15 protein-coding genes are annotated in these 21,184 nt (G+C 70.4%); 8 read left to right on the top strand and 7 right to left on the bottom strand.

Features of this window, described 5'->3' with window-relative positions; genetic code table 11:
- Positions 1–6: 6 nt before the first annotated feature.
- The 3 genes from IPK24_19455 to IPK24_19445 form a co-directional block, all read right to left on the bottom strand.
- Positions 7–2,511, bottom strand: coding sequence for a leucine--tRNA ligase (locus tag IPK24_19455; GenBank protein ID MBK8077684.1), 2,505 nt, complete (start codon positions 2,509–2,511; stop codon positions 7–9).
- A 233-nt stretch (positions 2,512–2,744) separates the two neighbouring features.
- Positions 2,745–3,425 carry a UbiA family prenyltransferase gene (locus IPK24_19450; GenBank protein ID MBK8077683.1) on the bottom strand — a complete coding sequence of 227 codons (681 nt, stop codon included), beginning with the start codon at positions 3,423–3,425 and terminating at the stop codon, positions 2,745–2,747.
- Between the two features lie 119 nt (positions 3,426–3,544).
- A complete protein-coding gene (locus tag IPK24_19445) occupies positions 3,545–4,672 on the bottom strand; it encodes a GGDEF domain-containing protein (protein ID MBK8077682.1) in 1,128 nt (375 codons plus the stop codon).
- A gap of 182 nt (positions 4,673–4,854) precedes the next feature.
- Between IPK24_19445 and IPK24_19440 the strand changes: the two genes are divergently transcribed.
- Positions 4,855–6,675: an STAS domain-containing protein gene (locus tag IPK24_19440; GenBank protein ID MBK8077681.1), complete on the top strand. Its 1,821-nt coding sequence runs from the start codon at positions 4,855–4,857 to the stop codon at positions 6,673–6,675.
- Between the two features lie 42 nt (positions 6,676–6,717).
- Here IPK24_19440 and IPK24_19435 read toward each other — a convergent pair whose 3' ends face one another.
- Positions 6,718–8,331 carry a methyl-accepting chemotaxis protein gene (locus IPK24_19435; GenBank protein ID MBK8077680.1) on the bottom strand — a complete coding sequence of 538 codons (1,614 nt, stop codon included), beginning with the start codon at positions 8,329–8,331 and terminating at the stop codon, positions 6,718–6,720.
- 115 nt (positions 8,332–8,446) lie between these two features.
- On the opposite strand from IPK24_19435, the gene rocD reads away from it, so the two are divergent.
- The 3 genes from rocD (at position 8,447) to IPK24_19420 (ending at position 13,181) form a co-directional block, all read left to right on the top strand.
- Entirely contained in the window at positions 8,447–9,703 is a 1,257-nt protein-coding gene (gene rocD / locus IPK24_19430; protein MBK8077679.1) for an ornithine--oxo-acid transaminase, read from the top strand.
- Positions 9,704–9,888: 185 nt separating this feature from the next.
- Complete coding sequence (locus IPK24_19425) at positions 9,889–11,139, top strand: aromatic ring-hydroxylating dioxygenase subunit alpha (GenBank protein MBK8077678.1); 1,251 nt, start codon at positions 9,889–9,891, stop codon at positions 11,137–11,139.
- Positions 11,136–13,181: an NADH:flavin oxidoreductase gene (locus IPK24_19420; GenBank protein MBK8077677.1), complete on the top strand. Its 2,046-nt coding sequence runs from the start codon at positions 11,136–11,138 to the stop codon at positions 13,179–13,181. The genes IPK24_19425 and IPK24_19420 overlap by 4 nt, the downstream gene beginning before the upstream one ends.
- A gap of 141 nt (positions 13,182–13,322) precedes the next feature.
- On the opposite strand, the gene IPK24_19415 is transcribed toward IPK24_19420, so the two are convergent.
- Genes IPK24_19415 through IPK24_19405 form a run of 3 tightly spaced genes read right to left on the bottom strand, consistent with a single transcriptional unit; the run spans position 13,323 to position 16,398 of the window.
- Positions 13,323–14,432 carry an extracellular solute-binding protein gene (locus IPK24_19415; protein ID MBK8077676.1) on the bottom strand — a complete coding sequence of 370 codons (1,110 nt, stop codon included), beginning with the start codon at positions 14,430–14,432 and terminating at the stop codon, positions 13,323–13,325.
- Between the two features lie 8 nt (positions 14,433–14,440).
- Positions 14,441–14,959 carry a universal stress protein gene (locus IPK24_19410; GenBank protein ID MBK8077675.1) on the bottom strand — a complete coding sequence of 173 codons (519 nt, stop codon included), beginning with the start codon at positions 14,957–14,959 and terminating at the stop codon, positions 14,441–14,443.
- A complete protein-coding gene (locus IPK24_19405) occupies positions 14,956–16,398 on the bottom strand; it encodes an APC family permease (protein MBK8077674.1) in 1,443 nt (480 codons plus the stop codon). The genes IPK24_19410 and IPK24_19405 overlap by 4 nt, the downstream gene beginning before the upstream one ends.
- 376 nt (positions 16,399–16,774) lie before the next feature.
- Here IPK24_19405 and kdpF point away from each other — a divergent pair, with 376 nt between their 5' ends.
- Genes kdpF through kdpC form a run of 4 tightly spaced genes read left to right on the top strand, consistent with a single transcriptional unit; the run spans position 16,775 to position 21,184 of the window.
- On the top strand, positions 16,775–16,864 hold the full coding sequence (kdpF, locus tag IPK24_19400; GenBank protein MBK8077673.1) for a K(+)-transporting ATPase subunit F: 90 nt from the start codon (positions 16,775–16,777) through the stop codon (positions 16,862–16,864).
- Positions 16,864–18,537 (top strand): potassium-transporting ATPase subunit KdpA, encoded by a 1,674-nt coding sequence (gene kdpA / locus IPK24_19395; protein ID MBK8077672.1) that lies wholly within the window; start codon positions 16,864–16,866, stop codon positions 18,535–18,537. The genes kdpF and kdpA overlap by 1 nt, the downstream gene beginning before the upstream one ends.
- Positions 18,534–20,582, top strand: coding sequence for a potassium-transporting ATPase subunit KdpB (gene kdpB / locus IPK24_19390; protein ID MBK8077671.1), 2,049 nt, complete (start codon positions 18,534–18,536; stop codon positions 20,580–20,582). Before kdpA ends, kdpB begins: the two co-directional genes overlap by 4 nt.
- Entirely contained in the window at positions 20,579–21,184 is a 606-nt protein-coding gene (kdpC, locus tag IPK24_19385) for a potassium-transporting ATPase subunit KdpC (GenBank protein ID MBK8077670.1), read from the top strand. The genes kdpB and kdpC overlap by 4 nt, the downstream gene beginning before the upstream one ends.

The raw sequence follows: 21,184 nt of genomic DNA, 5'->3' as shown, positions 1-21,184 counted from the left end.
GACGGCTCAGGCCGGAACCACGTTGACCAGCCGCGGCTGACGCACCACGACCGTACGAATCCCCTTCTCGCCCAATGCCTTCTGAACTGCCGGCCGAGCCAGGGCCAGCTCGCGCAGCTCGTCGGCGCCGATGCCGGGCGCCACCTCCAGCCGGTCGCGCACCTTGCCCGCCACCTGGACGACGCAGGTCACCGTCTCCTCCACCAGCAGGGCGGCCTCGACCGCCGGCCAACCGGCCAGCGCCACGCACGGCTGGTGTCCCAGCCGTGACCACATGTCCTCGGCGGCGTAGGGCGCGAACAGCGACAGCATGATCGCGACCGCCTCGGTGGCCTCACGCACGGCCGGGTCGGCGCCACCGACCCCACTGTCGATCGCCTTGCGGACGGCGTTGACCAGCTCCATCACCCGGGCGACGGCCACGTTGAACCGGAACGACTCGATCAGCTGGCCGGCCTCGTGAACGGTGCGGTGGGTCAGCGCCCGCAGCGCGGCATCCCCGCCCGAAACCTCCACGCCCACAGGCGAGGTCACGTCACCGGACAGTCGCCAGGCGCGCGCCAGGAACCGCGCGGACCCGGCCGCCGAGACGTCGGCCCAGTCGATGTCGTCCTCGGGCGGCCCGGCGAAGACCAGGGTCAGCCGGACGGCGTCCACGCCGTGCTCGTCCAGCTGATCGCTCAGCTTCACCAGATTGCCGCGAGACTTGCTCATCGCCGAGCCGTTCATCTGCACCATGCCCTGGTTCAGCAGACGCGTGAACGGCTCGGTGAAGCTCACCAGGCCCATGTCGTGCAGCACCTTGGTGAAGAACCGCGAGTACAACAGGTGCAGGATCGCGTGGGTGACCCCGCCGACGTACTGGTCGATCGGCGCCCACTTCTCGACCTCGGCGACGTCGAACGGCACGTCGTCGCGACCGATCGAGGTGTACCGCAGGTAGTACCAGGACGAGTCCACGAAGGTGTCCATGGTGTCGGTGTCGCGCTGCGCCGGGCCGCCACAGCTCGGGCAGTCGACGTTCACCCAGTCGCTGGCCCCGCCCAGCGGCGAGGTGCCCTTGGGTCGCAGGTCCAGCCCGGCGGCGGGCGGCAGCTCGACCGGCAGCTGCTCGTCCGGCACCCGTACCTCACCGCAGGCCGGGCAGTGCACGATCGGGATCGGCGTGCCCCAGTAGCGCTGCCGCGAGATCAGCCAGTCGCGCAGCCGGTAGTTGGTCGCCGGGCGCCCCAACCCCTTGGCGCCCAGGATCTCGATGATCCGCTCGATCGCGTCGGCCTTGCGCAGCCCGTCCAGCGGGCCCGAGTTCACCAGGACGCCGTCACCCGCGGTGGCCTCGAAGGTCAGCGCCGGGTCCGGCAGCGGCGCGCCGTCCTCGCCCCGGACGTCGACCACCACGCGCACCGGCAGGTCGAACGCCTTGGCGAAGTCCAGGTCACGCTGGTCGTGCGCGGGCACCGCCATGATCGCGCCGTGGCCGTAGTCGGCCAGCACGTAGTCCGCCGCGTAGATCGGGATCTGCTCGCCGTTGACCGGGTTGATCGCGTGGCGGCCCAGGAACACCCCGGTCTTGGGGCGGTCGGTGGCCAACCGGTCGATGTCGCTGGCGCGACGCACGTCGTCCAGGTAGGCGGCGAACGCCGTCTGCGTGGCCTCGTCGGCCATCGCGGCCAGTTCGGCCGCCAGCTCGGAATCGACCGCGACCACGAAGAAGGTGGCCCCGAACAGCGTGTCGGGCCGGGTGGTGTAGACCGTGACCGGCTGCTCGCGACCCTCGATCGCGAAGACCACGTCGGCGCCGGACGAGCGCCCGATCCAGTTGCGCTGCATGCTCAGCACCTTGTCGGGCCAGGCACCCTCCAGCTGGGCCATGTCGTCCAGCAGCCGGTCGGCATAGTCAGTGATCTTGAAGTACCACTGGGTCAGCTTCTTCTTGGTGACCGGGGTGTCGCAGCGCTCGCACAGCCCGCCGACGACCTGTTCGTTGGCCAGCACGGTCTGGTCCTTGGGACACCAGTTGACCAGGCTCGGCCGGCGGTAGGCCAGGCCGCGCTCATGAAACCTGTTGAACAGCCATTGGTTCCACCGGTAGTACTCCGGGTCGGAGGTGTGCAGGATCCGATCCCAGTCGAACGAGCAGGCGTACCGGCGCATCGAGCACAGTTGCTGCGCGATGTTGTCGTAGGTCCACACTCGCGGGTCCGCGCCACGCTTGATGGCGGCGTTCTCGGCGGGCAGCCCGAAGGAGTCCCAGCCGATCGGGTGCATCACGTTGTAGCCGCGCTGCACCCAGTACCGCGCCACGACGTCACCCAGCGCGTAGGCCTCGGCGTGACCCATGTGCAGGTCGCCGGAGGGGTAGGGGAACATGTCCAGCACGTATTTGCACGGGCGGGCGTCGTCCGGGCGGCCGCTGCGGAACGGGGCCAGCTCGTCCCACACGCCCTGCCAGCGGTCCTGGATCGCGGTGACGTCGTAACGCGCGGCCTCGTTCTCGGCGGCGACATCCATCTGGGTCATGATCGGGGCAATCCTTCGGGTCTCGGTCGCCACATCAGCCCTCGGCCGGCGGCGTTCGAACACATGACGGGGCGCCGCGCTGAGCAGCTGACGGGTAAGGGACCCGCACTCAGCGCGGCCCGGTAAGGAGCAGTCCGGTCACGGACGGCAGCGCGCCACGCACCCGTTCAGGGTATCGGACGACGACCCTGCGCCCGGACTCGATATCGCGCCTCGCCACCACCTCAGGCGGGCGCCGAGGCCAGGTAGCCCGCGATCACCAGTGCCACCGCGACCAGCACTCCGACGAAGGCCTGTCGCCCCAGTCTCGGTCCCACCGCCGCCACGCCCAGCCCCACGGCCGCGCCCGCCCCCAGGACGACGGCCCGCACCACGGCCCACCCCGGCGCCCCCGGCGTGGCCAGCAGGCAGAGTGCTGCAGCGGCCAGACATCCGGCTGCGGCGTGCAGCGAGCGCCGCGGCCCGAGGCGTTGCGGCAGGCCGCGCACCCCGGTGAGTGCGTCGGCCTCGACGTCGGCGACGGTGTTGGCGAAGTGCGCCGCCACCCCCAACAGCGCCGCCGCCGAGGCGACCGCGACCGGCGGCGGGGCGACCACCGAGGGCAACAGCCCGAACGAGAGGGCGTACGGCAGCGGCGACAGCGGACCCCGCTTGAGCGCCAGGTTGTACGACCATCCGGACGCCACCGCGATCAGGTGCAGCAGCCCGGGCCGCCACCCCAGCGCCAGGGATGCCGGTACGCACGCCGCCAGGGCCAGCCCGGCTGCTGCCGCCACGGTCCGGACGCCGACGCGCCCCGAGGCCACCGGTTTGTCGCGGCGTCCGGCCGTCGTGTCACGGGCGGCGTCCAGGGCATCGTTGCCCCAGCCGATCGACAGTTGCCCGAGCAGGACGGCCAACGCCACCGCCGCGGCGCGTCCGGCGTCCGCGACGACCAGAGCCCAGGCGGCGGCGAAGAGGGTGACCGCCGCGCAGGGCAGCGGATGACAGGCCGCGAACAGGGCCGTGATCCGGCCCGGCGCGGTCAGCCGCGCAGGGTGCCCTCGGTGTTCTCGCCCGACGGCGTCCCGCTCGCCCGGGGACCCAAGGGCCCCGCCAAACGGTCCTGGCTCTGGCGGCGCAGCGAGCGACGCATCTGCATGTCCATCTCGCCGCGTGCCACCAGTGCGCCCAGGTCCCCGTCGTCCCACGGCACCAGAGTGGCCGACCCGATGCTCACCCGGCCATTCCAGACCTCCACCGGCACGGGTGGGTCGGTGATCAGGCGGGCTCGCACGCGTCGTTCCAGCTCCAGCGGCGACATCCCGGTGCCCGGCCCGAGCACCACGAACTCGTCCCCGTTCCAGCGACACACCACGTCGGTGCCACGGACGCAGCCGTGCACCACGGCGGCGACGTCGCGCAGCACGGCGTCCCCACCGGCCAGGCCGACAGCCTCGTTCACCGCTCGCAACCCGTCGACGTCGATGTACAGGCAGTGCACGGCCTGACCGCTGCGCCGGGCGTGCTCGATCATGGGGGCCGCCGCGAGCTCGATCCCGGCGCGGTTGGCCAGGCCGGTCAGAGGGTCGTGAGCTGCGCCGTCCGGCTCCTCCCGCGGCTCCTCGGCGGGCGAGTGGTGGCTCACCAGAGCCTGCACCGACCGGGCCACCAGGGCCGATCCGGCCACCATCGCCATCGCATAGGCCCAGGCTCCGGCCACGCGCCCCGAGGGCTCACCGGCGACCGACCCCGAGACCAGGTGCACCACGATGCCGTACGCGCCGACCCCCGCCCAGGCGGCCACCGCCGTGGCGGAGACCAGCACCAGGTGCAACCGGGGCAGCAGCAGCGCTGCCACCAGCAGGCACATCCCCGCATCCAGGCCGATCAGCGGCTCTCCCGAGGCGACGGCCCGCCCGGCAGCCAGGGCCGGGGCGAGCGCCAAGGGCAGGGTGAGCGACCACGGGTCCGGACGGCGCGCCAGCAGCACGGCCGTCGTCAGCGAGGCCGTCGCCAGGACGTCGACCGCGATGGTCATCGAGAGCTGCTGCCCGGACAGCAGCAGCGGCGAGAGCACCGCGTGGAGCCCGGTCCACCCGGCGAGCACGGCCAGCACGGTCACGGCCAGACCACGCCGGACGCCGTCCCCCCCGGTCGGCGAGGTGGGCACGTCCCCGTCCCCGGTCATCTCAGGGGCGGACGGCTGATCGATGCGCCTGCGTGCGAACCCGGTCACCGTCTGGTTCTCGGTCGCCGGCGCCCGGTCCTTGACACCTGCTTGACGCTGGCCCCCGGCACCGAAAGCATGACCTTCCCGGCGTTAACCGCCCATGGCCCAGAGGTGACAGAAGAGTGAACCGTCTCCGACGACGTCCCGCTGCCACCTACGACCTCGATGTCCCGCCTCGGCGCAGCCTGTGGCAGACCCTGCCCACCCTCGCGCCCGGTCTGGGCGTCCTGCGCGCCTACCCTCGCCGCTGGCTGCGCGCGGATGTGTTCGCCGGGGTCGCGGTGGCCGCCTACCTGGTCCCGCAGGTCATGGCCTACGCCGCAATCGTCGATGTGCAGCCGGTCGCCGGCTTGTGGACGGCGCTCGCCGCCTGCCTGGTCTACGCCGTCCTGGGTGGGTCCCGGGTGCTCTCGGTGGGACCGGAATCCACCGTCGCCCTCCTGGCCGGCGCCACGGTCGCCCCCATGGCTGACGGCGACCCCGTCCGGGTGGCCACGCTGACCTCGGGGCTGTGCCTGGTGGTCGCCGCGTGGTGCCTGATCGCCCGGTTCGCCCGCCTCGGCGTGATCGCCGATCTGTTGTCCCAGCCGCTGCTCGTGGGCTATCTGGCCGGGGGCGCGGTACTCATGGTCGTCGGCCAACTGGGTCGAGTGACCGGCACCACGGTCGACGGCGAGTCGATCGTGGCTCAGATCGGCTCGTTCCTCGACGTCGTCCCGAACACCCACTGGGCCACTCTGGCCGTGGCCGCCGGCACCCTGACCCTGTTGCTCGGCGTCATCCTGCTGCGGCCGAACTGGCCGGGGCCGCTCATCGCCGTCGCCGCGGCAACGCTGGCCAGCGCGCTGCTGGACCTGCCGGCGCGGGGGGTGAAGGCCACCGGCGAGGTGCCGTCGGGCCTGCCCGGTCTGCACCTGCCGGTGCTCAGCCTGGACGATCTGTCCGCCCTGGTGCTGGCCGGTCTCGGGGTGGCCATCGTGGCCTACAGCGACAACACCCTGATCGGGCGGGCGTTCCGGCCCCAGCAGGAGGAGGGCCGGCCGCGCGAGAACACCGACGTCGATCCGCAGCAGGAGTTGGTCGCCCTGGGCGGAGTGCACCTGGCCAGCGGCCTGTTCGGTGGGTTCCCGGTCTCCTCGTCCGGCTCGCGCACGGCTCTGGCCATCGCGGCGGGTGCGCGCAGCCAGATGTACTCCCTGGTGGCTGCGGGGTGCATCGTGGCGGTGCTGTTCGTGGCGGGGCCGCTGCTGGCTCAGCTGCCCTCGGCAGCCCTCGGCGCGGTGGTGATCTACGCGGCGAGCAAGCTGGTCTCGTGGCACGACATCGTGCGGTTGGCCCGGTTCCGCACGGCGGAGCTGATCCTGGCCGCCCTGGCCTGTGTGGGCACTGTCGTGTTCGGCATCCTCGCCGGGGTCGGCATCGCCATCGCGCTGAGCCTGCTCGAGATGGCCCAGCGGCTGGCCCGCCCGCACGAAGGGGTGCTGGGTCGGGTCGAGGGCTTGGCCGGCATGCACGACGTGGACGACTACCCGGACGCCACGACGTTGCCCGGCCTGGTCGTGTACCGCTACGACGCGCCGCTGTTCTTCGCCAACGTGAGTGACCTGCGTCGTCGGGCCATGTTGGCCGTCGACCTCGAGAACCGGGCCGACCCCGCCCATCCGGTGCGCTGGTTCATCCTCAACGTCGAGGCCAACGTCGAGATCGACATCACCGCGGCCGACGGTCTGCGTGCCCTGCACGGCGATCTGACCGAACGAGGGGTGATCATGGCCCTGGCCCGGGTGAAGAAGGACATGCTGGAACCGCTCGGACGTGCCGGGCTGGTCGAACTCATCGGCGAGGACCGGCTGTTCCCCACGCTGCCGGTGGCCGAGGAGGCCTACCTGACCTGGGCCGCCGCCCACCCCCCGCCAGCACAGGAGGCCGCGGCCCGAGAATGACCCGGGCCGCGGCCTCGCTGATGACCGATGGGGCGGACGGCCTCAGACGATGAACTGCCCGGTCAACTGGCGCAGCTCGGCGGCCATCCGCGCCAGCTCGTTGGTCGCCTGCTGAGCCTCGGCCACCCCGGTGCGGGTGCTGTCCGCCGCGTCGGACACGCGCTGGACGTCGGAACTGACCTGCTCCGAGCCGCCCGCGGCCTCCTGCACCGACCGAGAGATCTCGGCCGTGGTCGCGGTCTGTTCCTCCACCGCGCCGGCGATCGTGGTCTGCAACGAGCTGATGGTGGCGACGGTGCCGGTGATCTGATCGATCGCGGTCACGGCCTTGAGGGTCTCGGCCTGGATCGCCTCGACCCGCGACGAGATGTCGCTGGTGGCACTCGCCGTCTGCTGGGCCAGCTCCTTGACCTCGCCGGCCACCACCGCGAAGCCCTTACCCGCCTCGCCGGCCCGAGCGGCCTCGATGGTGGCGTTCAGCGCGAGCAGGTTGGTCTGCTCGGCGATGGCGTTGATCAACGCGATCACCTTGCCGATCTCCTGCGAGGACTCCCCCAGGGTCCGGACCGTCTCCTGGATGGCCTCGGCCTCGGTCGCCGCCGAGGACGCCGTGGTCGCCGCCTGAGAGGCGTTGTCGGCGATCTCGCGGATCGAGGCACTCATCTCTTCGGCGGCACCGGCCACGTTGGCGACCGAGGCGGTCACCTCGGTGGAGGCCGCGGCCATCACCGAGGCCTTCTCCGAGGAATCGGCGGCAGCGACGGCGATCTGGTTCGTGGTGGCCGACAGTTCCTCGCTGGACGCCGCGACGGCGTCCGCGGTGGCACTCACCGAACGCACGACGTTCTGCAGGCCCTCGACGGCGCCGTCGAGGTCGGCCGCCATGCGCCCGATTTCGTCCCGGCTGTCCACACCACTGCGCACGGTCAGATCGTTGTGGGCCAGCCCCTGTGCGACGGCGGCCGTCCGGCTGAGCGCGTTGCGGATCTGGCGGGCGATGAGGAACGCGATGACGAAGGCCACGACCACCCCCGCCAGCAGGAGCGTCGACACCAGGATCTGCGAGCTGCGGTAGGCAACCGCCGCGGTGTCCACCCGGCGCTTGGCGTCGTCGTCCGCGGAGGCCTCGACCTTCACCAGGGAAGCTGTCAGCTTGGCCGTTACAGGGTCGACGAACGCGTCGCGCTCTCGGTCGTAGGCCTCGATATCACCCGCGAGGGCCGCCGGGAGCAGCTTGGTGTCACGAAGCGCGACGTATTGCTTCCACAGCGCAGTGAAGTCGCGCAGCAGTGCCGGGTCGGCGGCGTGGGGCTCGAACACCCCGAGTGCGGCGTCGACTTGCGCTGTACTGGCCTTCAGCCCCGCGAGCGCCGAGTCGCGCTCATCCTGTTCCTGGGCGATCAACAGGGTGAGCAGTTGACTCGAGGACTGACCCACCCCGGTCTCGATCTCAGTCAAGGCGGTCAGGGCAACGACATCCTCGGAGTAGAGGGATTCGGTGACCGCCGCAGTCGATCGGAGTTCCACCAATCCGACAGCGGCGGCGATTCCTGCGGCGGCGGCTGCCACGAGCGCCACGATGACGATCTTCAGCAGTATCGGAAGGTCGGCGATCCGCAGCCGCGCACCCTGACCTGTCCCCGGTGGTGTCGTCATCGCGGTGAGCCCCTTGCCGTCGTCCGTCCTCTCGGCCGAACAGCCGAGACGCCTCGATTGGCTTGTCGACCCGCGCTCCCTCTCACTTGAGGCACTCCATGAGAAGCTCCCCCTCATGACCACGCCGCCCGTCGCCCCGGCCCCGACCAGCCTCGACGCCGCCGCCCACATCGCCCTCACCGAGCGGTTCGCGGCACACAACTACCACCCACTGCCGGTGGTACTGGCGCACGGTGAGGGGGCCTGGGTCACCGACGTGGCCGGCCGGCGTTACCTGGACTGCCTGGCCGGGTACTCGGCCCTCAACTTCGGGCACGGCCATCCGCGCCTGCTGGCCCGCGCCCATGCCCAGCTGGACCGGCTCACGCTGACCAGCCGCGCGTTCTACAACGATCAGCTCGGACCGTTCGTCCGCGACCTCGCCGCGCTGACCGGCAAGGACGCCGTGCTGCCGATGAACACCGGCGCCGAGGCGGTCGAGACCGCCATCAAGGTGGCCCGTCGCTACGGCCAGGAGCGGCACAAGGTCGACCCCGAGCGGGCCAACATCATCGTGATGGCCCACAACTTCCACGGCCGGACGACCACGATCATCAGTTTCACCACCGACGAGGAGGCCAAGCGCCACTACGGACCGTTCACCCCGGGCTTTAGGGTGGTGCCCTACGGCGACCTCGAGGCGCTGCAGGCCGCCATGGACGACGACACCGTCGCGGTGCTGCTGGAGCCGATCCAGGGTGAGCGTGGCGTGGTGATCCCCCCGGAGGGATACCTGGCGGGAGTTCGCCGAGTGTGCAGCGCCCACGGCGCGCTGATGATCGCCGACGAGATCCAGTCGGGCCTGGGGCGCGCCGGCGCGACGTTCGCCTGCGACCTGGACGACGTCGTGCCCGACATGTACGTGCTGGGCAAGGCGTTGGGGGGTGGCCTGGTGCCCGTCTCGGCGATCGCCACCGACGCCGACGTGCTCGAGGTGATCACACCGGGTTCGCACGGGTCGACATTCGGCGGCAACCCGTTGGCCGCGGCGATCGGGCACGAGGTGGTCGCCATGCTGTCCACCGGGGAGTACCAGGCCCGGGCGCGCGAGCTCGGCGCCCAGCTCGCCGAGGGCCTCGCGCAGTTGCCCACCGACCGGGTGCTCGCCGTCCGGGTGCGCGGATTGTGGGCCGGCATCGACATCGACCCGGCCTTCTCGACCGGACGTGCCGTCTGTGAGGCACTGCTCGAGCGCGGGGTACTGGCCAAGGATGCCCATGGCTCGACCATCCGCCTCGCCCCGCCCCTGGTGGCCACGCCGGCCGATGTCGACCTGCTCATCGGCGCCCTGCACGAGGTCATCACCGGCCCTGCCCCCTCGACCCCTCGGTGATCATGCAATCCGTGCACATATCCCCCGTGATCATGCAATCCGTGCACGTTTGTCGACCTGCTGCCCGGGCTCACCGCACCGCAGGCCCCTCCGCGATGAGTGATGGGATGACCGGATACCAAACCCTGGTGTCCGCTCAGCGGTGACCGTAGCCTGGGCGCCTGACCGCGACCCGGGAGGGGTGCATGCGCCAGACCAGCACGGGATCCGTGGCCGATCTGCTCAGCTCGCGCCGTCCGGGGTACTCGTTGCCCGGCCCGTTCTATACCGGCGAAGCGGCCTTCGAGGCCGACCTGGATCACATCTGGCACCGCGAGTGGGTGCTGGCCGGCGCCGAGGCCGAACTGGCCGCACCGGGGGCCTTCCTGACCCTGACCGTCGGCCGATACCCGCTGATCGTCGTGCGCGGGCTGGACGGCGTGCTGCGCGCCCTGCACAACGTCTGTCGCCACCGCGGGGCACAGCTGTGCAGTGAGCCCGCCGGACGGATCACCCGCACCCTGGTCTGCCCGTACCACCAGTGGGCTTACCGGCTGGACGGCGCCCTGCACCGCGCCCGGGCGATGCCCCCCGACCTGCCCACGGGCGATCCGGACGGCGAGCTGAGCCTGGGTTCGGCCCACTGCGTGAGCATCGGCGGGCTGGTGTTCGTGTGCGTCGCGGACACGCCACCGGACGCCGCGCCGTTGCGTGCCCTGGTCGAGCCGTACCTCGCACCGTTCGACCTGGGCTCGGCGCGCGTGGCCCACTCCGTGGCCATCGTGGAACAGGGCAACTGGAAGCTGGTGATGGAGAACAACCGGGAGTGCTACCACTGCCGCGCCAGCCACCCCGAACTCTGCCGCACCTTCCCCGAGGCCCCCTTGCACTCCGGCGGCGGCTCACCCGAGGAGGCCCGGGCCACCGCGGAACTCGTGGCCCGGTGCCAGGCGGCGGGGCTGCCGAGCGAATTCCTGAGCAGCGACGACAACGCCTACCGGGTGATGCGCATGGCCCTGCTGGACGGCGCGGCGGCCATGACTCTGAACGGCAAACCGGCTGTCGCCCAACGGTTCCCGGCAACCTCACTGGTGCCGAACGGTGACGTCGGCGACCTGCTGCTCTACCACTACCCCTCCACCTGGAACCACGTGCAGGCCGACCACGCGGTGCTGTTCCGGCTGCTGCCCCTGACGCCGACGACCAGTGAGCTGCGCACCACCTGGCTGGTGCCCGGCGAGGCCGTCGAGGGGATGGACTACGACCTCACGACGCTCACCGAGGTGTGGCTGACCACCAACGGGCAGGACGCCGCCCTGGTCGAGCGCACCCAGCGCGGGGTCACCTCCCCCGCGTATCGGCCGGGGCCGTATGCCCCGGTGGAAGAGGAAGGCGTGATCCAGTTCATCGACTGGTACTGCCGGTTGCTGTCCACCCGCCTCGAGGAGACGCCGTGAACGACGACCCGTTGCTGCGCCCGTTCAGCTTGAGGCACCTGACCTTGCGCAACCGGCTGTTCTCGGCTGCCCACGAGCCGGCCTATTCCGAGGACGGCATGCCGAAGGACCGTTACCGGCTCTACCACGTCGAGAAGGCCCGCGGCGGAATCGGTTTGACGATGACAGCAGGCTCCGCCGTGGTCTCGCGGGACAGCCCCCCGGCCTTCGGCAACCTGCACGCCTACGACGATGCCATCGTGGCGTGGATCCGCCGCCTCACCGACGACGTGCACGAGCGGGGCGCCGCCTGCATGATCCAACTGACCCACCTGGGCCGGCGCACCGGGTGGGGCACCGGTGACTGGCTGCCGGTGGTGGCGCCGTCCCCGCTGCGCGAGCCGGCCCACCGGGCGATCCCCAAGCCGATCGAGGACTGGGACGTCGAACGCATCACCGCCGATTTCGCCGACGCCGCGGCCCGGATGCAGGCCGGCGGCATGGACGGCATCGAGCTCGAGGCCTACGGTCACCTGCTCGACCAGTTCTGGTCGCCGCTGACCAACCATCGCACCGACGAGTACGGCGGATCGCTGGAGAACCGGATCGCCTTCGCCCAGAACGTGTTGCGGGCCATCCGCAAGCAGGTCGGACCGGAGTTCATCGTCGGCATCCGAATGGCGATCGACGAGGTTCACCCCGGCGGTTTCGGCACCGCCACCGGCCTGCGCATCCTGGCGGCGCTCGAGGTCGAGGGCCTGATCGACTTCGTGAACGTGATCCGGGGCACCATCGCCACCGATGCCGAGTTGGCCCACGTGATCCCGATTCACGGCATGCCCTCGGCGCCGAACCTGGACTTCTGTGGCCAGGTCAAGGCCGCCACCGCGCTGCCGGTGCTGCACTCGGCGAAGATCGACGACATCTCCACCGCCCGGTACGCCATCGAGGCCGGCAAACTCGACCTGGTCGGCATGACCCGGGCTCACATGGCCGACCCGCACATCGCCCGCAAGGTGGCCGCGGGGCAGGAGAGCCGGATCCGTCCCTGCGTCGGGGCGACCTACTGCCTGGACCGGATCTACGAGGCCGGTGAGGCGCTGTGTGTGCACAACGCGGCCACCAGCCGCGAGGCCACCATGCCACACGAGATCCCCCGCGCCGAGCGCTCGCGCCGGGTCGTGATCATCGGTGCCGGGCCGGCCGGGCTGGAGGCGGCCCGGGTCGCCGGTGAACGGGGGCACACGGTCACCCTGCTCGAGGTGATGGATGCCCCGGGTGGGCAGCTACGTCTGGCGGTGCGCAATCGCCGTCGCGCCGACCTCATCGGCATCGTCGACTGGCGCGTGAGCGAACTGGCCCGGCTCGGGGTGACGGTGCGGTGCAACACCTTCGCCGAGCCGGACGACGTGCTCGCCCTCGACCCCGAGGTGGTGATCGTGGCGACCGGCGCGCTGGCCGCCGACGTCCAGCTCGAGACCGGCGGGCAGCACACGGTCACCAGTTGGCAGGTGCTGGGTGGTGAGGTCCACCTGCGCGGCGACGTCCTGCTCTACGACGACTTCGGCACCCACTCGGCGCTGTCCGCCGCCGAGCTGCTGGCCCGCTCGGGCGCCCGCCTCGAGCTCGTCACCCCGGAACGGATGCTCGGCGTCGAGGTGGGCGGCATGAACCACGTGCCGTATGCCCGGGCCTTCAACGAGACCGACACCCGGATCACGCTGAACCAACGGCTGCTCGCCGTGCACCGCCACCCGCAGGACGGCGGCCGGCTGCGCGCCGTCCTGGGCTCGGATCACAGCGATCACCGCAGCGAGCGGATCGTCGACCACGTGGTCGCCGACGTCGGTGTCGAGACCAACGACGAGCTGTACCAGGAGCTTCGTGGCGGCTCGATCAACGGCGGCGCCGTCGACCAGGCAGCGCTGCTGGCCGGGCGCCCCCAGCAGGTGGTGCGTAACCCGGAGGGCGGTTATCAGCTGTTCCGCATCGGGGACGCCGTGGCCGGCCGCAACATCCACGCCGCCGTCTATGACGCCCTACGGCTGGGCAAGGACCTGTGACGGGCGCACCGGGTCACGCCGGACGGCGGCGCTGACCACCCCGGTTGGCGCGGCGCGGTTTCCGGCGAAGCCACAACCGCGGTGATCATGCAATCCGTGCACGATCACCGAGGTTGGTGGGCGGGAACCCGCCACAGCGGCTCAGCTCTTGATCGCGGCCAGCACACCCTCCCAGGCCGTGTCGTAGAGCTTCTCGACCTCGCCCAGATCACGCAGCGTGGGCAGTGAGTCCTGCACGTCCTGGGGCGGGTAGACGGCCGGATCGCTCTGCACCTGCGAGGGCACGAACTGCTTGGCCGCCTGGTTGCCGGTCGAGACCAGGTTGTAGGTCGCGTTGGCCGCCGAGACCTTGGGGTCCAGGTAGTAGGCGATCAGCCGGTTGGCCCCGTCGGCGTTCGGTGCACTGGCCGGCACACACAACAGGTCGACCCAGCGGGTTCCACCCTCCTTCGGAACGGTGAAGGCGAGCTTCGGGTTGCGCTTGCGCGCCTGCAGCACATCGGTGTTGAACCCCTGCGCCATCACCAATCGTCCCTCGGCCAGATCGTCCAGGTAGGTGGCCGAGTTGAGCGAGGCGTTGGCCGTGAACTCACGCAGTTTCTCCTGGGCCGCGGTGATGTCGGCGGCCGAGGTGGCGTTCGGGTCCTTACCCAGGGCGAACAGGGCAGCAGCGAAGGCCTCCCGGCGTTCACGCAGCAGCGACATCTTGCCCTTGTGGGTGGCGTCGGCGAACGTCTCCCAGGTGGGCGGGGTGGTGAACACGGTGCTGTCGTACCCGATGCCGGTGAACCCTGTCGCCCAGGGGACGGCGTAGGCGTTACCCGGGTCGACGTCGAGGCGGCGCAACGCCGGATCGAGGTTGCCCAGCAGCGCCTCGGTGACGATCTCGGTGTCGAGCTTGCGCAGCGCATCGGCGTCCCGCAGCTGGCGGAACAGGTTCGAGCTGGGCACGATCAGGTCGAAACTGGTCGTCTTGCGCCCACCCTTGCGGGTCACGTCCGCCGCCGCGAGCCGCTGCGCCAGAGCGTCGTTGCTCTCGTAGGTCTCGTACCCGACCTGCAGCCCGGTGGCCGTGGTGAAGTCGCGCAGCATGGTCGGGTCGATGTAGTCCTGCCAGTTGAGGAAGCTCACCCGGGTATCCGCAGCCGTGGTGGTTGAGCATCCGGCGAGTCCACCGAGCAGCAAACTCGCACCGACGGCACCACCGGCCCCCAGCAGGGAACGGCGACTGATCCCGGTCACCCTGGTCATGCCATTCATCACGCCACCACCAGAACCGGCACCGGCGAGTGCCGGATCACCTTGTCCGACACCCCACCGTGCAACATGTCGCGCACCCGTTCCAGCGCCGTGGACAGGCCCCGCAACTCGGCGGTCAGGCCTTGACGTCCGATCACGATCAGGTCGCAGGCCTCCGACTCCGCGATGTCGAGAATCGCGTGTGGTACATCGCCCTTGACCACCAGACCCCGGGCCGGCAGCCCGTGAGCAGTCACCAGCTGAACCGCCTCCGAGGCCAGTTCGCGGGCCTCGATCTCGAGGTCCTCTCGCACCGACTCGATGTACGCCGCGCCACGCCCACGCATGGTCATCGGCTGCTCGAAGCCCACCATGACGAGGACCTCCGCGCCGTCCTGGCGGGCTTGGCGTACCGCCCAGGCGAGCGCTCGCTCGGCATTGTGCGATCCGTCGAACGGCACCAGGATCCGCGAGGGTGCGGTGACCTGCGGCAGCGCGACCGGGTTGTCCCAGTCCTCGGGACGGGCTGTGGCGTTCATCCCTTCAACTCCCCGGTCTCGAAGTCGACCCGTTTATCGATCCCACGCCGGAGCCTGCTGCCGCGGAAGGCGAAGTAGGCGATCACCCCGGTCGACAGGGCGATCAGCGCGTAGCCGATACCACCCATCCAACCGGATTCCAGCACAGTGAAGTACACCGCGGTGACGATCACCGCCGCGGGAAGCAAGATCAGCAGGTACGGCACCCACTCCCCGCCCGGCACCTTGAACGGTCGCACCAGGTCGGGGTGGCGACGGCGCATCACGATGAGCGTGATGAACTCCAGCATGATCACGCAGCCGCCCACCAGCACCGACAGGCTGGCCAGCTGGCCGAAGGAGTCCTCGTCGAGGGAGGCCCAGAAGGTGACCGCCGAGCAGATGACCGCCGCGATGACGATGGTGCGGACCGGCGTCCCACGGCGATCGTGCAGCTTGACCAGCGCCGGGGGCAGATAGCCGTCGTTGGCCAGCGCGAACGGGATGCGTGAGTAGCTCAGCAGCCAGGCCGAGAACAGCCCGATGGCCGAGACGATGGCTGCCCCGGACATGAACAGCCCGAGCCAGCGCCCGCCGACCCCCTCGGCCACCAGGGTGAACGCACCCGCGGTCCACTCGACGTCCTCGGAGCCGACGACGGCGAGCGAGATCACCGTGGGGATCAGGTAGATCAACGTGATCATCGGAATCGTGATCGCCAGGGCCTTCGGGTAGTTCTTGCGCGGGTTGTCGATGTCCCCGGCGACGGTGCTCAGTCCGTCCCAGCCCGAGTAGTTCCACATGATGACGAACAAGCCGGCACCGAGCGCAGCGATCGGCGAGACGCCCTCGGGCTTGACCGGGACGAGCGGGTTGAACTCCATCTTGAACAGACCGATCACGACGATCAGCACGAACGGGGCCAGCACGATCAGCCCGAAGAGCTTCGAGGAGTCGCCGACCACGGAGGATCCGGCCATGTTCATCGCGGCGAAGGCCCAGATGAAGGCCAACTCGATGAACCACTTCGCCGGCAGTCCGGCCACCGTGGCCGTGTCGAGCCAGGGCAGGAAGTAGGCGCTGAACTCGACGAAGAGCACGGGGTAGATGGCCAGGTCGAACCAGCTCGCGACCCACGCCCACCAGCCGGCCTGGAAGCCCCAGAATGGCCCCATGGCCTCCTTGACCCATTGGTAGTAGCCACCTGACACCGGCATCAACGTCGCCAGTTCGGCGACCATCAGCGCGATCGGCAGGCTGTAGATCAAGGGGGTCATGATGATCAGCAGAATGGCCAGCCCGGCACCAGAGGACCCGACCACGTCCTCGAGGCCGTACGGGCCGCCGGAGACCGAGAAGAAGATGATCCCGACGATGGACCCCAGGCCGAGCTTGCGCGTGATGGTCCGGACGTCGATGCCACCGGCTGTCGCCGATGGCGCAGCAGACCCTTCGGTCATCCCGGCCTCCCTGTTCCCCGATCACCGGAGGACCCCGGCGCGCGCACGCTAGCAGCGGCGATGCTCGGCTGAATAGAGCAGATCAGGGAATCGTGCGGACCGAAACAGGGCGTTCACAGCGCGCAACACAGCGATCCCCCCTGGGCGCAGCGTCCGAGATCTGTCAGGGCTCCAGGGGCCGCCCGTCCGGAGATCGTCAAGACGCTGGACCGCGTGCGGCCAGGAGGGCTTGATGGAGGGGCAGCGGTGGCCGCTGCCGGAGCCCACAGGGCACCGGGACATGATCGGGGAACATCATGACGGACGTCGGGTTCGTCGTCCTGACGGCGGTGGCCTTCGGCCTCCTCGTCCTGCTGGTGCGGGGAACGGAGCGGTTGTGAACGCCTCCGACATCGCCCTGCTCACCCTGGCCGTGGCGCTGGTCGGGTATCTGCTGGCCGCGCTGCTGTTCCCGGATCGATTCTGATGCCGGCCCTGACCGAGGGCTGGGCGGCCGCCGCACAGGTCCTCGCGCTGATGGCCGCGCTGACCCTGACGCACCGCCCCCTGGGTGACTTCATCGCGCGGGCGTTCACCGACCCCCGGCACCTGAGGGTGGAGCGCGTCGTGTACCGCGCCGCCGGGGTGGACCCGGACGCCGAACAACGCTCGACCGGATACGCCCTCTCACTGCTCGCCTTCTCGGCCATATCGGTCCTGGGACTGTATGCGCTGCAACGGATTCAGGGAATCCTGCCATTGGACCGTGGCCTCCCCGGGGTGGCTCCGGCGACGGCGTGGAACACCGCGGTCTCCTTCGTGACCAACACCAACTGGCAGTCCTATTCCGGTGAGGCCACGATGGGCCACCTGGTGCAGATGGCCGGGCTGACGGTGCAGAACTACCTCTCGGCGGCGGTGGGGCTGGCCGTCGCGATCGCCCTGGTGCGCAGCTTCACCCGTTCGCGCACCGACACGCTGGGCAACTTCTGGGTCGATCTCACGCGCGGCACGGTGCGGATCCTGGTCCCCCTGGCTGCCGTCGCGGCCGTCGTCCTGCTGCTGGGCGGTGTCGTCCAGAACCTGGGGGCCGACCGGACGATCACCACGCTGAGCGGATCCGGGCAACGGCTCTACGGCGGTGCGATCGCCACCCAGGAGGCCATCAAGGAACTCGGCACCAACGGCGGCGGCCCCTTCAACGCCAATGCCGCTCACCCGTTCGAGGGTCCCAGCGCGTGGATCAGCCTGTTCCAGGTGTTCCTGCTGCTGGTGATCCCCTTCGCTCTGCCCCGAACCTTCGGGCGCCTGGTGGGCAACCTTCGGCAGGGACGGGCCGTACTGGCCGTGATGGGCCTGCTCTGGGCGACCGCCGTGAGCCTGACGATCTGGGCCGAGATCCGCGGAGCGGGTGTGGCGGCACGGGCGGCCGGTGGCGCCCTCGAGGGTAAGGAGGTGCGCTTCGGCAGCGGCTTGTCGGCCCTGTTCGCCGCCTCGACCACCGCCACTTCGACGGGTTCGGTGAACTCCTTCCACGATTCCTTCACCGCTGCCGGCGGCGGCGTGGCCATGGTCAACATGATGCTCGGCGAGGTCAGCCCCGGCGGGGTGGGCTCGGGTCTCTACGGCATGCTCGTGATCGCCGTCCTGGCCGTGTTCCTGGCCGGCCTGATGGTGGGTCGCACGCCCGAGTACCTGGGCAAGAAGATCGGACGCCGCGAGGTCACCGCGGTCGCGCTGTACGTGCTCACCATGCCGGCCGTCGTCCTGGTCGGCGCCGCGGTGACCGCCGGGGTGCCGGCACTGCGCACGGCCTCGGTACAGGATGCCGGGCCGCACGGCCTGTCCGAGGTGCTCTATGCCTACGCCTCGGCGGGCAACAACAACGGGTCGGCCTTCGCCGGATTCGGCGCAGCGACCGACTACCAGAACATCGCCCTGGGGCTGGCCATGCTGATCGGACGTTTCGTCCCGATGGTGCTGGTGCTGGTGTTGGCCGGCCATCTCGCCCGCCAGCCACAACACCCCACCACCGAGGGCAGCCTGCCCACGCACACCCCGATCTTCGTCGGGCTGCTGGGTTTCGTGGTCGTGGTCGTGGCCGGCCTGACCTTCTTCCCGGCGCTCTCGCTCGCGCCGATTGCGGAGGCACTGCGATGAGTACGGGTGGGAAGGCCTTCTCGGCGGCGCAACTGGTTGCCGGTCTGCCGGACGCGCTGCGCAAGCTCGACCCCCGTCACCAGCTGCGCAGTCCGGTGATGTTCGTGGTCTGGGTCGGCGCCGCCGTGACCACCGTGCTCGCGATCGGCGATCCGTCGGTGTTCACCTGGTCGATCACGCTTTGGCTCTGGGCCACCGTGTTCTTCGCCAATCTCGCCGAAGCGGTGGCCGAGGGCCGTGGCCGGGCGCAGGCCGCCACCCTGCGCCGGGCCCGCACCGAGACCATGGCCCGCCGGGTCACCGCGGACGGCGGCGAGGAGCTGGTGCCGGGAACCTCGCTCCGGCTCGACGACCTGGTGGTCGTCGAGGCAGGTCAGGTCATCCCCGGTGACGGGGACGTCATCGAGGGCGTGGCCAGCGTCAACGAGTCGGCGATCACCGGCGAGTCGGCTCCGGTGATCCGAGAGTCGGGAGGTGACCGGTCGTCGGTCACCGGTGGCACCACGGTGCTCTCGGACCGCATCGTGGTGCGGATCACCGCCGCCCCCGGTGAGACCTTCATCGACCGGATGATCGCCCTGGTCGAGGGGTCCGCTCGGCAGAAGACCCCCAACGAGATCGCGCTGAACCTGTTGCTGGCCTCACTCACCCTGATCTTCCTGTTGGCCGTCGTCACCCTGCAGCCGTTCGCGGCCTATTCCGGTCGCCGCCAGCCCGTCGTCGTCCTGGTGGCCCTGTTGGTCTGTCTGATCCCGACCACGATCGGTGCGCTGCTCTCGGCGATCGGGATCGCCGGGATGGACCGTCTGGTGCAGCGCAATGTCCTGGCGATGTCCGGTCGGGCGGTCGAGGCGGCCGGCGACGTCGACGTGCTTCTGCTGGACAAGACCGGCACCATCACCCTCGGCAACCGGCAGGCGGCGGACTTCGTTCCGGCTGCCGACGTCGACGTGGCCGAGGTGGCCGACGCCGCGCAGCTGTCGAGCCTGGCGGACGAGACGCCCGAGGGACGCTCGGTCGTCGTCCTGGCCAAGGAACGATTCGCGCTGCGCGCACCGGACGACGGGGTGCTGGCCTCGGCCCGCTTCGTCCCGTTCACCGCGCAGACCCGGATGAGCGGTGTCGATCTGACCTCGCCGCAGGGCACCCGGCAGATTCGCAAGGGGGCCGCCGCTGCGGTGATGAAGTGGGTTCGGGAGAACGGCGGCACCCCGACGGAACAGATCGGCGCCGCGGTGGACGCGATCGGCGCCGGCGGCGGCACCCCGCTCGTGGTCGCCGAACGGATCGGCGACGCACCGGCCCGTGCCCTGGGCGTGATCCACCTCAAGGATGTGGTCAAGGAGGGCATGCGGGAGCGGTTCGAGGAGCTGCGGCGGATGGGTATCCGCACCGTCATGATCACCGGGGACAACCCGCTGACCGCCAAGGCGATCGCGCAGGAGGCCGGCGTCGACGACTTCCTGGCCGAGGCCACCCCCGAGGACAAGATGGCCCTGATCAAGCAGGAGCAGTCGGCCGGCCGCCTGGTGGCGATGACCGGGGACGGCACCAACGACGCCCCGGCGCTGGCGCAGGCCGATGTCGGGGTGGCCATGAACACCGGCACCTCGGCGGCCAAGGAAGCGGGCAACATGGTCGACCTCGACTCCAACCCGACCAAGCTGATCGAGATCGTCGAGATCGGCAAGCAGCTGCTGATCACGCGCGGCGCCCTCACCACGTTCTCCATCACCAACGACGTGGCGAAGTACTTCGCGATCATCCCGGCCATGTTCGTTGTGGCCTTCCCGCAACTGAACCGGCTGAACGTGATGCACCTGTCGAGCCCGGAGTCGGCCATCCTGTCGGCGGTGATCTTCAATGCGATCATCATCGTCGCGTTGATCCCGCTCGCACTGCGCGGGGTGCGGTACGTCCCCGGCTCGGCCGCCGAGATGTTGCGCCGCAACCTCCTGGTGTACGGCCTGGGTGGCGTCGCCGCACCGTTCGTGGGGATCAAACTGATCGATGTCTTCGTGTCCCTCCTCCCCGGGATCGGGTGATCACCGTGCGTCAGCTGGCACGTCTGTCCCTGGCCGGCCTACGGCTGCTGCTGGTCTTCACCGTCGTCCTGGGGTTGGCCTACCCACTGGCGATGGTGGGGCTCGCCCGGCTCGTCCCCGGCCGGGCCGATGGCTCGCTGATCAGTTCCGCCGGAGCCGACGGCCAGGTGATCGGGTCCCGGCTGATCGGTCAGCCGTTCACCGGCGACGGCTGGTTCCTGCCCCGGCCCTCGGTGGCCGGCGACGGCTACGACCCGATGGCCTCGGGAGCCTCGAACCTGGGGCCGAACAACGCCGACCTGGCCGCCACGATCCACGACCGCATCGCGCAGGTCGCCGCCCGCGAGGGCGTGGACGTCGCTGCGGTGCCGCCCGACGCGGTGACCGCCTCGGCGTCCGGCCTCGACCCCGACATCTCCCCGCAGTACGCGCGGCTGCAGGTGGCCCGGGTGGCCCGGGCCCGCGACCTGCCCGTGGCAGACGTGGCGGCCCTGGTCGAACAGCACGTCCGCGGCCGCCAACTGGGATTCATCGGCGAACCTCGGGTGAACGTGCTGGAGCTCAATCTGGCTCTGGACGCGCTGCGGCCCGCGGCGGGTTGA

The sequence above is a fragment of the Kineosporiaceae bacterium genome (assembly GCA_016713225.1).
Taxonomy (GTDB): domain Bacteria; phylum Actinomycetota; class Actinomycetes; order Actinomycetales; family Kineosporiaceae; genus JADJPO01.
This window is presented reverse-complemented; position numbering and strand designations above follow the sequence as displayed.